This is a genomic window from Streptomyces sp. NPDC043812 (assembly GCF_056436245.1).
Genome location: NZ_JBWKCY010000035.1, coordinates 23230 through 37714 on the forward strand (window position 1 = coordinate 23230; position 14485 = coordinate 37714).

The window sequence follows — 14485 nt, forward strand, 5'->3', positions numbered from 1 at the left end:
GACTCATCGCGACGGTTGTTACACTCCCCGTATGCCGACGTCAGCCCCGCCAAAGAACCGCTTCGAGCGGCGCCGCGCCGAGACCCGCCAGGCACTCGTCCGCGCGGCCCGGCAGATCCTCGCGGAGACCGGGGACACCAGCGCCAGCATCCAGACGATCGCCGACCGCGCCGACGTCGGTTTCGGCTCCTTCTACAACCACTTCGAGTCGAAGACGGACCTGTTCGACGCCGCGGTGACGGACGCGCTGGAGGAGTTCGGCCAGGTCATCGACGAGCGCGCAGAGGGGATCGAGGACCCGGCCGAGCTTGTCGCGGCCGGCTTCCGGCTCACCGCCCGGATGGTCGACTCACACCCGGAACTCATGCGGATCCTGCGTGATCGCGGCCTGGCCCAGATTCACTCCGAACGCGGACTCGCCCCGAGAGCCCTGCGCGACCTGGAGCGCGGCATCACCTCGGGACGCTTCGCCTGCACCGACCCGACCACGGCGTTGTCCGCCATGGGCGGGACCCTGCTGGCCCTCGTGGCACTGAGGCTGTCCCGCCCCGACCTCGACGGCGACGAGGCCGCCTCGGACCTGGCCGAGATGGTCCTGCGCATGCTCGGCATCCCCTCGGACGAGGCCCACGAGGTCACCCGGCGTCCCCTGCCCGGCCTCACCTGACCCCCGGGTAGACCGTGGGGCGCCGGCGCCGGGAACACACCGACGCCCACTCCCCCTGCCCGGGGCGACTTCCGGAGGACCCCTCGGCAGTCGTCACGGGGCGAGGACGAGGCGGACCGGGCCGCCGTTCTTACTCCCCGGCCGGCGGACGACCTCGACCACGTCGGCGAGCGGGATACGGCCGGTGACGCAGGTGCCGGGTCGAGGCGGCCGCGCCGAGGCCGGCCGCACCAGCCCGGTGACGGACCCCGGGGTGACGCCGCAGGGGCCGCGGACCTGCTTGCCCATGCAGTTGAGGGTCAGGCCCGGCGCGGGCGGCCGGCCGCAACAAGCCCGCGCCCTGACACGACCGGCACGTCGCTGCCGGCCTCGCGTGCACGCAGGGCGGACACCAGGAGGCACAGCCGCACCCACCCCGCTGCCGTCGGGCGACCGCCGCCGGACGGGAACGAACAACGGGAAGGGGATGACGGGAACCGGAGACGACTCGGCGGCCATGCCGTCCTCGACCACGACCACCCGTGAGACCGGGCTGCTCCCGGACGCCGCGAAGCCTCGGCCGGATGCGGCCGGCCGAGGCTACGTGGTCCGCCGGGACGGCGTAACGTCGTCAGTGTGGACCTCACCGCGGACAGTCTTCTGTCCCGTGCCGCGCATGAACTCAGCCCGCGAGCGGACGAGCTGATCCACGACGTAGAGCAATGCCTGCGGCGCGAGGTCCCCGAACTGTGGGACGAACCGGACATCGCACGGATGACGGAGCAGAACGTCGCCGAGCACGTCACCGCCTTGCTCTTCGGCATCGAGCACGGCATCGAGCCGAAGCAGATCGAACCACCGACCGCCGACGCGGAGCGCGCACGCCGGCTGGCTCAGCGCAGCAAGCCGGTCACAGCGATGCTGCGCGCCTTCCGCCTCGCGCAGAGCCGCATCCTCGACCGGCTGCTCGAAGAGCTGCCCCGGCTCACCAGCGACGCCGAGCTGATCAGCGCGGCGACGCGCAGGCTGCTCGCGCTGGCGACCGAGTACGTGGACCGCACGTCGGAGACGGGTGTCCTGGCCTTCCAGGAGGAGCGGGACCACCGGGTGCAGCGGCGGCTGTCGGTGCTGAACGAGGCGAGCACACGAGTCGGAACGACCCTGGACATTGCCCGCAGCGCCCAGGAGCTGGCAGACCTGGCCACCGAGCACTTCGCCGACGCCGTCGCCGTAGACCTCCTCGACTCGGCTCCCGCAGACGGCGCCATGGCGGAGGGCACGCTCGTGGTCCGCCGGGTCGCCCGGCGGTCGGTGACGGAGGATCACCCCGAGACGACCCGCCCGGAAGAGATCCACCGGGAACTGTCGATCCCGCCGCAGCAGCTCCACGGCTACCCGGACGGATCCCCACCGGCTCGCGCCCTGGTCACCGGCCTGCCCTCACAGCACCCCCTCGGCCCGTCCGGATCAACGCTGCTGGTACCGCTGTGCGCCCACGGCACCACCCTGGGCGTCGCTCAGTTCTTCCGCCACCGCAGGCCCGGCCCGTACGAGGACGAGGATCTGCTGCTCATCCAGGAGATCGCGGCAAGGGCGGCGACAGCCATCGACAACGCCCGCCACTACACGCACGCACGCGTCACCGCCCTCACCCTCCAGCGGAGTCTGCTCCCTCAAAGTACGCCCGCGCAGTCCGCCGTGGAGGTCGCCTCCCGCTACCTGCCTGCTGCCGCCCAGCTCGGTGTCGGCGGCGACTGGTACGACGTCATCCCGCTGTCCGGCGCCCGGGTCGCACTCGTGGTGGGCGACGTGGTCGGCCACGGCATCCACGCCGCCGCCACCATGGGCCGGCTACGGACCGCCGTGCGCACCCTCGCCGACATCGACCTTCCACCCGACGAACTTCTCACCCACCTCGACGACGTCGTCATCCGGCTGGCCTCCGAAGCCTCCGCCGAAGCGGACACCGAATCCGCCGGGGACATCGGCGCGACCTGCCTGTACGCCGTATACGACCCCGTCGCCAGCCGCTGCACCCTCGCCCGCGCGGGGCATGTGCTGCCCGCTGTGGTGAACCGGGACGGAACCGTCGACTTCCTCGATCTGCCCGCCGGCCCACCGCTCGGCCTGGGCGGCCTGCCGTTCGAGACGGCGGAGGTCGACCTGCCCGAAGGCAGCCTCATCGCCCTCTACACCGACGGCCTGATCGAGGCCCTCGACCACGACATCGAGGCGGGCCTCACCCGGCTGTCCCACGCCCTCGCGCAGACCTGCGTCTCCCTGGAAGCAACCTGCGACACCATCCTCCAGGCACTGCTGCCCGCCGACCGGCCGCACGACGACGTGGCACTCCTCCTCGCCCGCACTCACACCCTCGGGGACCGTCAGGTCGCCACCTGGGACGTGGACGCCGACCCTGCCGCGGTCGCCGGCGCCAGAGCGAACGTCACCCAGCAGCTGACCACCTGGGGACTGGAGGAACTCGAATTCACCACCGAACTGGTCGTCAGCGAACTGGTCACCAACGCCATCCGCTACGGCCGGCCCCCCATCCGGCTGCGACTCATCCACGACCGCACCCTCCTGTGCGAGGTCGCGGACGCCGGCAGCACGACTCCGCACCTGCGCCGGGCCCGTGTCTTCGACGAGGGCGGGCGAGGCCTGTTCCTCGTCGCCCAATTCGCCGAACACTGGGGAACACGCCATGCCCGACACGGCAAGACGGTCTGGGCGGAGTGCACCCTGGACGCACCGGAGCTCTTCGCGGGAGCGGCCGCGCTGGACTTGGAGGGGATTCCCGAGATCGCATGAAAGCATCCCAGCCGATGTCCAGCCGCTGCCGTGACAGGCGGTGCGCTCCGGGAACATCCACTGCCACAGACAGCACGGCCGGCAAACGGTGACGCGTGACTGCACACAGCGCTTGTGCCCGCTGCCTTCGGCGTGTTCGCGCGGAGCTCGACCTTGAGCCGGACAGTTCCTGAGGCTCGGCTGCGCCGCGCGACACATCGCGCCGAGCAGGACGCGACGGAAACGGCGGGGTCTGCGGAGGTTCCCGCTGACACGTCCGCAGTCACGCGGGGCTGGTGCCAGGCCGGCGAGCCGGCCGGTGCTGTCGAAAGCGTCCAAGGACCAGGCCGCCAAGCAGGAAGGCGCAGTCGGGGCCGCAGGCCGGTCACCCACGATGTCGGCCTCCACCGCGATCGCACCACCAGCGAGCGAGAGCGGACTGTCAACACAATGAAGGACTGTCCGGCATCGCCACCCGCCACGGCAGAACGCCCGAAGCCGCCTTGCCGGGCTCCCTTTCCGCGCAGTGACCCTCTGGATCCGCAGCCTCTTCGAGCCGGGCAGAAGACACACCCCGACTCCCGTCGTGACCGTGCTTCCCGGTACTCCGGAATGACCGAGCCGAGTTGCTCCGCCAGTCTGCGCAGGCCACTCACGGAGGCCGCGTCCGGGTCTGACGCCGTGGGCGCCGGTGTCGGGGACCACCGGCGCCCACTCACCCCTGCCCGGGGTGGCTTCAGGACGGCTCCTCAGCAGTCGTCAGGGGACGAGCACGCCGGGATGCTGCGACGTGCGGCCGAGGATCGGAATGCCGCGCGGTGACCGTGCGGGGCGGAGGCGGCCTCGGGCTCCGTGGCCATGGGCTTGCTCCTTTGCGCGGAGAGAGGGAGGGGTAAAGGGCGCCGTTCGGTGCGGGAGCCGCCGCAGCGGCATTTCCGCGTTTCCGTACTGCGTACGGAACTGCTCGATGGTACCGTACGTCGTATGGAAAAGCAAAGGAAGGCCCCCCGCGGGACCAGGAAGAGGGATGTCCCGCTCACCAAGGACGGCATCTACGCCATGGCGCTGCAGCTCATCGACGCCGACGGGGTCGAGGCGCTCACCATGCGCAAACTCGCGACCGCGCTGGATGCGAATCCGATGTCGCTGTACCACCACGTCCCGAACAAGGACGCCCTGCTGCACGGCGTGGCCGCGCGCGTCGGCTCGCAGTTCCGCGAGGGGGAGCGGGAGGACATTCCCTGGCAGGGCCGCATGCGCCAACTGGCTCTGGACTTCCGCGCCTTGGCACACCGTCACCCCAAGCTGATGGAGTACTCCTTCGCGCGTGCCGACTACGTCCAGCCGGACGACCCCTTCTGGCGGGGACTCACCGACACACTGGCCGCCGCCGAACTGCCGGCCTCCGCAATCCCGCGCGTCGCTGCCTCCCTGTGCGCGGTCTTCACGGGGCTGTTGCTCAGCGAACTGACCGGAGCACTCCAGCGGTGGACCACCCTGCCTCCGGCACCATCGGGCCCCGACGGGGAACCGGCGTCCCCACCCGCGAAGGACGTGGTCGACACGATGTTCAACTATGCGCTGGACGCCACGATCGCCGGCCTGGAGAGCCAGATCGCACGAGCCCGCAAGGAGCCGTGACGGAGCGAGCGGCTGCCGTGGGCTCCGCTGATGCACGCTTGTCCGCCGCCTCGGTTGCCGCGCGCTGAGGCGGCGCAGCGGCGGACGTACGCGGGCGGCGTTCCCGCCCCTGGCGGTCACCCGGCCCGGGCGCGACCGTGCCGCGGGCGCAGGGCATGCCGCCGCTTGTCCGGTGCCCGATGCCCCCGGGCCGGCCCGATGCCCCGGCGACCGGGAAGGACCACAGTCCGGGAAGGTGCTCACCTGCGCCCACCGTCCCGGCCCGTACGCCGAGGAGATCAGCCGCACCGGGGAGCAACCGGGCAGTTGTCCGCTGTCGGCATGTTCATGCACGCCGCGCAGGTGCCGGAACGCCGTGCATGCCCCTGGGACTCATGCACAACGTCCCGCACGCGGAGCGCAGCCACCTGTGGTGTGACGCCGGCGGCGACGAGGAGCGCGGTCGCCGCCGCCTCACCCGTGGGATCCGCCCAGGTGGACGCGGCGTTCTCCTCGGCGAGGGCCCCCATCAGCGCTTCCAGCGCCCGGGCCAGGACAGGCGCCGGAACATGGTCCGCGAACACGCCTTCCTCCTGACCGCGACGCACGGTCGCGACGGCCTCTTCGCGCGCCGGTGCCAGGGTGGCTCGGATCGCCGCCTCTCCCGGATCGCGGCGCCCCAGGGAGATGAGCATGCGGTACCGGTCACCCACCGCCCATGCCGCCAGGGCCATCCGCGCCATCGCCTCCAGCGGGCCGGCACCTGGAACACGGGCCGCGGCGAACGCCTGGTGAAGCACTCGGCCCGCTTCCTGCGTCAACGCGGCGATCAGCGCCGGCCGGCTGGAGAAGTGTCCGTAGAGGGTGCGCCGCGCGACGCCGGCCGCCTGAGCGAGGGTGTCGAGACTCGCGTCGGGGTTGTCCCCCAGCGTCTGCCGAGCGGTCGCGAGAATACGTGTGCGGTTCGAGCGGGCATCACTGCGCCGCGGAGGGCGGCCCGGAACGTCGGTCGTCTGCATGACTCCCCTCTCCACTTCAGGATCATGTGTGCGCCGCTACGGAGGACGACGGGTCCGGTACCCGGCTACGAGCCGGTGGCAGCGGTTCCACGGCCCGCGGCGGAAGGAGTCGGCTCGGCGCCGTACCCGCGGCCGACCTCACCTGACCCGCAGTCAGCACGTGCCGGGCATGCAGATGCCGGAAGCCGTGGGCGCCGGTGCTCCCTCAAACACCGGCGCCCACTCACCCCTGCCCGAGGTGGCTTTGATATCCCGCTGAACAGGTGTCAGGGGACGAGGATGAGACGGATCGGGTCGCCGATCTTGTTCTCCAGCCGGTGGACGGCGTCGGCCGCGTCGGCGAGCGGGACATGGCCGGTGATGGAGGGGGCAAGGTCGAGGCGGCCGGCTGCGGTCAGCTGCACGAGCTCGGTGACGGACTCGGGGAAGCCGCCGTAGTGGCCGCGCACCTGCTTCTGCATGTAGTTGAACGTCAGGCCTTCGGTGATGGTGAGGGGCCGGGGCGTGATGCCGACCAGGATCAGGGAGCCGCCCAGGCCGAGCACGGAGGCGGCCTGCTCGCGGACAGCGGGAACGCCGGCGCAGTCGAACGCGAAATCGAGGCCTCGTCCGGCAGTGGCCGTGCGTACCTGCTCGGCGAAGTCGGGGGCGGCCGGGTCGAGTGCGACGTCCGCGCCGAAGGCCAGGGCGCGTTCCCGGGCGCTGGGCAGCGGGTCGACGGCGATGATCGGTGCGGCGCCGACCAGGCGGGCGAGACGTACGTTGTGGGCACCGACTCCGCCGACGCCCCAGACGCCGACGGACTGGGCGGGGCGTACGCCTGCGGTGGCGACGACGGCGGCGTAGGGGGTGGAGACCGCGTCGGGGATGATTGCGGCCTGGTCGAAGGGGAGGCTGTCCGGGATGGGGATGAGGGTGTCCTCACGGGCGACGGTGTACTGGGCCCAGCCGCCGTCGTAGTCGATGCCGGCGGTGAGCATCTGAGTGCAGGGGCGGCGGCGCACGCAGCCGGCGCACCGGCCGCAGGTCTTGCCGGCCTCCAGGGTGACGCGGGTGCCGACGGTCAGGCCGCGCTTGAGGTCAGGGCCGGGGGTGTGGATCACACCGGAGACCTCGTGGCCGACGGTGACCACGTCGGAGGTGGCGAACAGCGGGACGAGGGAGCCGTCGATCAGGTGGACGTCCGAGAGACAGACGCCGGCGGCCTTCACCTCGATGAGGACCTCACCCGGTCCGGGCACGGGGACGGGGACCTCTTCCACGACGAACTTCTTGCTGTCCAGGTGGAAGCGTCCGGCGAGCATGGTGTCCATGGTTGATCTGCTTTCTGCGAGCGGCACTCCCGGCGGTTCGGGCCGATGGGTGCCGTGTGGTGTCCGGTGGGCTTGTGGTGGCCGGGAGGCGTGCGGGTGACAGGACGGCCGCACGCCTCCCGGCGTCCGGGGGGTCAGGCGAAGACGTCCTGCTGGTAGCGCTCGTCGGCCTCGAGGCGGGCGAGCCACTGCTGAGCGGCCTCGTCGTCGCCGCCGGTGTGCTCGCGGTAGATCGCGGCGAGGGCCTCGCGCACGGCGGGCGCCATCCGGCGGCCGTCACCGCAGACGTAGATGTACGCGCCGTCTTCGACGGCCTGCCACACCGTGTCGGCGGCATTGGCGATGGCGTTCTGCACGAACCGGGCCGGGTGGCCGGTCACCGCGGAGTACGCGGTGTGGACCTGAGCGATCCCGGCCTGCTCCCAGTCCTGCATCTCCTGGCGGTAGAAGTAGTCGTGCTCCGGGTGGCGGCAGCCGACGAAGACCTGCGACAGGCCGGCCTGCGTGCCGTTCGCGTGCTGCCAGGCGCGCTCCTCCAGGAAGCCGCGCAGCGGCGCGATGCCGGTGCCGGGGCCGATGAGGATCAGCGGCGTGGCCGGGTCGGCCGGCGGGGCGAAGGTCGGGGACGGCACACGCACGTAGCCGTAGAAGACGTCTCCCGGCTCCAGGCCTGCGATGTAGGAGGAGCAGGTACCGCGGTACTGGCCGTCACCGGACAGGGCCGGGCCCTCCAGCAGGCCGACGGTCAGGCGCACGTGGCGCGGGTTGGCCAGCGGCGCCGAGGAGATGGAGTAGAAGCGCGGGCGGATCGGCCCCATCATCTCCAGGAAGACGGCCAGCGGCAGCTCGACCGCGGGGAAGCGCTCCAGCAGGCCCAGCACCGAGACGCGCTTGCCGAGGATCTCCTCCTGGTAGCGCTCCTCGGCATCCTCGGTGTCCGCCGTGTACGCCTCCAGCTGCGGCCGGGTCCACGGGCACTGGGTGTGCCCGGCCAGGATGCGCACCTGGCTGCGGGTGGCCACATCCTGCAGCTCCAGGAACTCGGTGAGCAGCAGACCCGCGGTGACCGGCGTGCCGACCGGCAGGTGGGTGCGGCCGCCGGCGGGCTGGTCCAGGCGGAGGACCTGGTCACGCTCCACGCCGAGGCGGGCGAGGGCGCGGTCGACCAGGGCCGGCTCGTTCTTGGCGAAGACGGCCAGGTGGTTACCGGTGTCGTAGGTGACGCCCTCGGGCAGTTCGATGGTGATGGACTTCGCGGACGGGCGCGGCGGCTCGAGGCTGAAGTCCCACAACCCGGTCGCATCAGCCACGAGTTCCTCGTTGGCGACCACCGTGAGGGGGTAGGCCTGCTCGGAGACGATCGCCGGGCGGACATCGGCCTCGGTGAGCAGCTGGACCTGGTAGCGCGGGCCGCTCGCCTCGGAGGTGTCGGCGGCGTACTCCTCGGCCAGGGTGGCCCACAGGGTGTCCATCCAGCGGGAGGCCATGCCGTCGAAGTCACCGGCGGCATCCGCGACACCGCGCTCGATGAAGGGGGTGGCGCCGGCGGCCAGCAGGCCTGCCTCGATCCGCTTGGGGAAGCCCTGGTAGGTGGCCACCCACTGGGTGTTGCCGGCGCCCAGCAGCGCGAACCGCACGTCCTTCAGCGAGCCCTCCGGAAGCCCGGCGGCGATCAGCTCGTCGAAACGCTGCGCGTTGTCCGGCGCCTTGCCGTTGTAGCTGGAGGCCACCACCACGAGCAGACCCTCGGTGGGCAGATTGTCACCCAGCTCGTCCAGGCTCGTCAGCGTGGTGCCGAAGCCGGAGCGCTCACCGCGGTCGGCGATGGTGCGCGCCAGGTCCTCACAGGAGCCCAGGCTGGAGCCGTAGGCGACAGTCAGGTTCACCCCGACACCGCTGACCGCAGCCTGCTCCCGCGTGTCGTCGGTATGCAGGTCCACTGCGCCGAACACGGTGCGCTGGTGCTCCTGACGGCGACGGACGACCAGTTCGAAGTTGCCGGGCTTGCGGGTCAGCGCCTCCTTGGCGTCCATCTTGTAGTCGGTGGTGTCGGAGAACTTGAACTTCTGCAGCACCAGCGCGAGGGCCAGACGGGCCTCGGTGAGCGCGAACTGCCGGCCGATGCAGGCACGTACGCCGTTACCGAACGGCTTGTAGGCGTGCGGGTGCTGCTTGGCCCGGTTCTCCGGCAGCCACCGGTCGATGTCGAACTCGTTGGGCCGGTCCCACGCCTTGGGGTGGGTGTGCAGCGGGCCCTCGAGGATGTTGACCCGCGTTCCCTTCTTCAGCTCGTACCGGCCGCCGATGACGGTGTCCTGCGACGGGGCCTTGCCGAATGCCGGGATGGGAGCCCACAGGCGCAGGGTCTCCTCCAGGATCCGCGGGATGACGTCCAGCTTCATGATCGTGTCGTAGTCCGGCACTGTGTCGCCGGGCAGCAGCCGGTCCACCTCGGCGTAGGCCTGGGCCAGGACGTGCGGGTTGCGCATCAGCGAGTAGGTGGCGAACGCCAGAAGGCCGCTGGTGGTCTCGTGACCGGCGATCAGGAACGTCAGCACCTGGTCACGGACGTTGTCGTCGTCCAGCACCTTGCCGGTCTCCGGGTCGGTGGCCTCGAGCATCAGGCCCAGCAGGTCGTCCTCGCCGGTGCCCTTCCCCTCGCGGCGCTCCTTGATCACGCTCTCGACCAGGTCCTGCATCTGCTGGATGTTCGCGCGGTACTTCTTGTCGTCGGCCTTGCGGAGCTTGGTCATCATCGGCAGCTCCTGCGAGCGCCGCAGCGACTCGATCAGGGACTCCAGCAGCGCGTTGAGGAAGGGGTGCAGCTCCTCCTTGTCGAAGGACTGGAACCGGTAACCGAACCCGGACAGGGCGATGGTGTCCAGCGTCAGCCGGGTGTAGTCGTCGGTGATGTTGACCGACTGACCCTCCCTGGCCTCCCACTTGCCCGCCAGGTTCTGGGCGATCTCCAGCATCTGCCCGTAGTAGCCCTTCATGGCCCGCTGGCTGAACGCCGGCATGAGGACACGGTGCGCCATGCCCCATTCCTCTTCATGCTGGTGAGCCGTGAACAGGCCCGCCCCCCCGAAGTCCCGGACATGAGCCAGCGGCGTCTTCTCGATCTGCTTGAAGAACCGCGTCTCGTCACAGACCTCGGCCACCAGGTCCGGGTCATAGACGAAGACCTGCTCGATACCGGCGATGTCCATGCCGTAGATGCCCTCGGGGAACTGCTTGGCCAGCTCACCGAAGTACTCCACCGGGTTGGTGCTGGGGATCTGCGGCGTGTGACCCAGCAGCGGGATCCCGCGCGGGGACCGAATGGGGCGAAGGCTGTTCGACGTGGTCATGGCTTGCTCCTTTGTCGGAGAGGGATGGGCAAGGGCGCCGGTCGATGCCGTGATGCATCACAGAAACATACGCCGTACGGAAAAAAACCATACGCCGTACGGAACGTCGAACGCAACCCCCGCCGCGGACGCGTTCGCCTTGTCACCGTGTGGTCGAGTTCATGTCCGTACGCCGCACGAAAACCGATACCGTACGACGTATGAAAAAGGTGAAGCGTCCCCCGCGGGGAACAAGGAGGAGAGACGTACCTCTGACCGAGGCCGGGATCTATGCCGCCGCCCTGCGACTCATCGACGCGGACGGGGTCGAGGCGCTCACCATGCGCAAACTCGCGACCGCGCTCGATGCGAACCCGATGTCGCCGTACCACCACGTGCCGAACAAGGACGCCCTGCTGCGCGGCGTGGCAAGGATGGTCGGCGCCCAGTTCCGTACCGTGATGCTGGAGGACGCCCCCTGGCAGGAGCGCATCCGCCTGCTCGCCATAGATTTCCGGACGCTGGCGCACCGCCACCCCAACCTCATGGCCTACTCGTTCAGCCAGCCGGACTTCATCCAGCCCGAAGACCCGTTCTGGGCAGCACTCATCGCGACACTGGAAGCCCCAGGGGTACCGCCCGAAGAGATCCCGCAGGTCGCCGCTCTCATGTGCGCCGTCGTCATCGGAGTCCTCATCGCCGAGCTCACCGGCGCGCTCCACCAGTGGTCGAACCTCAAGCCCACTGCCACCGCTCCCGGCGAAGACCGGTCCCCGGACACAGGCCCCGAGGAGGACCGCATGTTCCGTCTGGTGCTCGACACGATCATCACGGGCCTGGAGAGCCGGCTCGCCGCCGCTGGTGACGGCGAGGGTGTCCGCCGAGGCGTTGCGCCCGAGGCGAGCCCGGGCTGCAACGCAGAGGCACGCGCACCGGCAGGGAAAACCCAGCGGGAAACAACCCCCGCACCGGCCGGGCGGCCGATCTCTGCCCCCAGACAGCAATCAGTGCCCACCTCACGGTGGCCGGGGCCGGCCGACTGCCCGCCGTAGGCCAACCGGATGTTCCTGCTGATGCCTCAGTTCGCGCATGTGCCATGGTCTGGCGAGTCGCTCAGGGACCGAGCCCTCCGGAGTCGGCCGACGGCTGCCTTGAGGCGTCATCACCGCGCCGTACCTCTGCGAGCATGCGGCGCAGGTCGGCCGGCGTACGGATGTCGTCATCGCCGTGCCCGGGCTCATAGGTGGCCATGGCGTCGTCCTGGACGGCCGACGGCGCAAAGGCGAGCAGCACCAGTGGGACGCCGGTGGATGCCGGCGGAAGGCAGCCCCACGCAACAGCGCACGGGACCGGCGTCGCGAGCCGAAAGCCGCTCGACGAACCGCACACCCCGGCCCCGCCCAGCCGAGCAGCACGTGCTGACGGGTGACCTTTGCGGCGGCTGGTGGAGCAGGGCCGGCTGCACCGCCCCCGGTCGGACGATCCGCGCCGCCGCCGCAGGCGTTCGGATGATGCAGTAACCGGCAGGCCTGCGAGGTGGTTGAGGTGTCTGAGTGAAGGAACTCCCAGCCCGTCGAGGGCCCGGACGGGCTTGTCCGCCAGCGCCACCTGCCCCTGCCGCGTGCCACCCTGGACATGATCGCCGGCCTGATGACGTGGACCATGCCCGCCAGCCCGCCCGACGCTGCCGCCCGGGCGTCGAGGATTCCTTGACGCGGACGCCCCTGTGAAGGCGTCATGACGCGTGGCCGATTCCCGTGGGCATGAGATCGGAGGCCTGCTCGAGTTCACCCGCCAAGCCGCCCTCCGCGTTTCAGCAAGGAGGCAGTGCACGCGACCAGCGCCCCACAGCACGTCCGCGCGGCCACGGTCTGGCAAGTGGCCGACCTCGTCGGCACATTCGGGGCTTCGGCAGGGCCGAGCCGTTCGGCCGGCCATCGGCGACCACACAGCCGTCGACATTCCACCGCGCTGACGAGGCCGGCCGACATGACGACTCGAGCCGCGTTCCGCCACGGACTCAAAGTCGGCGGAATCGTCATCATGCCGCCCGAGACCAGGCGAGACCGTCGGCGGCGACCGACTCCTGCAGCCCATCGCCGTCCACACCGGTGGAACCTGTGCGTCAGGTGAGGCAACAACGGGCCACGTCACTGACTGCGCACGCAGATCGGCCTTCGACTGTGTGGCTCACTTCGAGCGGCTCGGTCCCTGTCACCGCAAGGGTGAGTCGGCGGTGGGAGTCAGCACGGTTTCGGCGACGTCGACGATCTGGCCGATGTCGAAGCCCTCCATGTCGGCGCGGAATTCGGGGCTGGCCAGGTATGCCTTGAGCCGCTCCTGCACGTCGTCGGCGTCCCTGTAGGAAACGAGAGCGTACAGCCGGGGCGCCTCACTCCCCGGAGCCGCGGGCACCGTCCAGACGCCGTGTGTGGTGATCCGGTGCTTGGCCAGACCGGGAATGTGCTTGGACCAGATGTTCTCGTAGTCGCCGAGCGCCTCAGGGCTGCACAGTGTGTAGACACGAAGCTGGTACTGAGACATGAACATTCGTTCCTTTTCTTCTGAACATGATTGTCAATGGGGAGGGCGGGACGCAGGGGAGGCTGTCCGGATCCTCCGCCCGGCGACAGCGGACGAAGGAGCGTGCAACGGATCGAGGCTGCAAGCCGATTGGGAAGCTTCCCTCAGCTTTCCGCGAGCAGGTTCGCCGGTTCGATGACCAAGTCGATGCGCCCGGACCCGGTGCCCTGTGGAACCGGAGCCACCGCGTTCTCCGGGAACGTTCTGACGACCTGAACGGGAACCTCGAGCAAGGCGGTGCCCGCGGAAGACCCGAAGACGATGGACATCGCATGGTCACCGCGGCCCACGGCCGACCAGACCCGGATGTCCCCCTCGCCTGCCGAACCGCTCAGGCTCTCAGCCGGAATCCCACACCCCAGGACCCAGGCAAACCGGATCGTCACGTGGGTGAAAGGTGACACGGAAGGCATAAGGGATCAGCGGGCTCGCACCGCAGGGCGCATGCACATGGACAGCGAGTAGTCGCGCGAGAGACGAGCCGCACCGGCCCCCTGCACCACGGTCCTCGAAGGCTCCGTCGACTTTCACTCCACGGCGCCCCTCAGGCGACCCTCGCGGTCACTGGAGGGCCGAATCGGTGACGCGGTCGTCGTGGTACCAGCCACGGATTTCGTCCCAGGAGTACCCCAGCTCCAGCAGATAGCCGACACCGTGATCCCAGCGGTAGTCGTCGGCATTGACGCTGACGGCCGGGCGCTGGACGTACGCGGAGGCAGAAGGCGCAGCCGAAGCGGTGCCCCCGGCACCGAGAACGGCGGCACCCGCGACCACCACCGAGGAAGCGACAGCGATGCGCTTCGTGAACTTCTTCATGATCTTTCCTTCCCTGTGGGTGCGATCTGCACCGACGGCTGCTTACGCAGGCGACGTGAGGCGCCTGGCGTTGTCAGGCAATCCCTTCCATACGATGCACGGAAGGACCTTCCCCAGAAATACCATACGGCGTATGGAAATGTCGACGCGACGAACGCGGCCCGCACGGCAGGCGGAGACCGGAAGAACACCGAGTCAGGACTGTCCGGACGACCCCGACCGAAGACCCGCACCAGACGTCCTCGCCGCGATCAGCCACAGCATCCGAGGTGCCGGGTGACCATCGAACGCGCCATCCGCACGGTCCTGCGCAGCGGCCTTCTCGTTCTGGTACGACGGGGCCCTCACACGAGCCGGACGCCTGAACGA

General features: G+C 70.0%; 12 protein-coding genes. 4 read left to right on the forward strand and 8 right to left on the reverse strand.

Features of this window, described 5'->3' with window-relative positions; genetic code table 11:
* The first annotated feature begins 31 nt into the window (after window positions 1–31).
* Entirely contained in the window at window positions 32–667 is a 636-nt protein-coding gene (locus tag AC067Z_RS34460; RefSeq protein ID WP_478793574.1) for a TetR/AcrR family transcriptional regulator, read from the forward strand.
* Window positions 668–760: 93 nt separating this feature from the next.
* Here the strand turns inward: AC067Z_RS34460 and AC067Z_RS34465 are convergent, their stop codons facing one another.
* Entirely contained in the window at window positions 761–955 is a 195-nt protein-coding gene (locus AC067Z_RS34465; RefSeq protein WP_478793575.1) for a hypothetical protein, read from the reverse strand.
* Window positions 956–1282: 327 nt separating this feature from the next.
* On the opposite strand from AC067Z_RS34465, the gene AC067Z_RS34470 reads away from it, so the two are divergent.
* The gene (locus AC067Z_RS34470) at window positions 1283–3457 is read left to right on the forward strand and encodes an ATP-binding SpoIIE family protein phosphatase (protein ID WP_478793576.1); all 2175 of its coding nucleotides are present in this window, start codon (window positions 1283–1285) and stop codon (window positions 3455–3457) included.
* A gap of 963 nt (window positions 3458–4420) precedes the next feature.
* Entirely contained in the window at window positions 4421–5077 is a 657-nt protein-coding gene (locus tag AC067Z_RS34475) for a TetR/AcrR family transcriptional regulator (RefSeq protein ID WP_478793577.1), read from the forward strand.
* 278 nt (window positions 5078–5355) lie between these two features.
* Here the strand turns inward: AC067Z_RS34475 and AC067Z_RS34480 are convergent, their stop codons facing one another.
* The 3 genes from AC067Z_RS34480 to AC067Z_RS34490 form a co-directional block, all read right to left on the reverse strand.
* Window positions 5356–6075 (reverse strand): TetR/AcrR family transcriptional regulator, encoded by a 720-nt coding sequence (locus AC067Z_RS34480; RefSeq protein ID WP_478793578.1) that lies wholly within the window; start codon window positions 6073–6075, stop codon window positions 5356–5358.
* A 266-nt stretch (window positions 6076–6341) separates the two neighbouring features.
* The gene (locus tag AC067Z_RS34485) at window positions 6342–7388 is read right to left on the reverse strand and encodes a zinc-binding dehydrogenase (protein WP_478793579.1); all 1047 of its coding nucleotides are present in this window, start codon (window positions 7386–7388) and stop codon (window positions 6342–6344) included.
* A 134-nt stretch (window positions 7389–7522) separates the two neighbouring features.
* A complete protein-coding gene (locus AC067Z_RS34490; RefSeq protein WP_478793580.1) occupies window positions 7523–10738 on the reverse strand; it encodes a bifunctional cytochrome P450/NADPH--P450 reductase in 3216 nt (1071 codons plus the stop codon).
* A 200-nt stretch (window positions 10739–10938) separates the two neighbouring features.
* Here AC067Z_RS34490 and AC067Z_RS34495 point away from each other — a divergent pair, with 200 nt between their 5' ends.
* Window positions 10939–11769: a TetR/AcrR family transcriptional regulator gene (locus AC067Z_RS34495; RefSeq protein WP_478793581.1), complete on the forward strand. Its 831-nt coding sequence runs from the start codon at window positions 10939–10941 to the stop codon at window positions 11767–11769.
* Window positions 11770–11830: 61 nt separating this feature from the next.
* On the opposite strand, the gene AC067Z_RS34500 is transcribed toward AC067Z_RS34495, so the two are convergent.
* The 4 genes from AC067Z_RS34500 to AC067Z_RS34515 form a co-directional block, all read right to left on the reverse strand.
* Window positions 11831–12010, reverse strand: coding sequence for a hypothetical protein (locus AC067Z_RS34500; RefSeq protein ID WP_478793582.1), 180 nt, complete (start codon window positions 12008–12010; stop codon window positions 11831–11833).
* Window positions 12011–12931: 921 nt separating this feature from the next.
* Window positions 12932–13261 (reverse strand): NIPSNAP family protein, encoded by a 330-nt coding sequence (locus tag AC067Z_RS34505; protein WP_478793583.1) that lies wholly within the window; start codon window positions 13259–13261, stop codon window positions 12932–12934.
* A gap of 143 nt (window positions 13262–13404) precedes the next feature.
* A complete protein-coding gene (locus AC067Z_RS34510; protein WP_478793584.1) occupies window positions 13405–13686 on the reverse strand; it encodes an SsgA family sporulation/cell division regulator in 282 nt (93 codons plus the stop codon).
* Between the two features lie 175 nt (window positions 13687–13861).
* On the reverse strand, window positions 13862–14116 hold the full coding sequence (locus AC067Z_RS34515; RefSeq protein WP_478793585.1) for a hypothetical protein: 255 nt from the start codon (window positions 14114–14116) through the stop codon (window positions 13862–13864).
* Window positions 14117–14485: the final 369 nt, after the last annotated feature.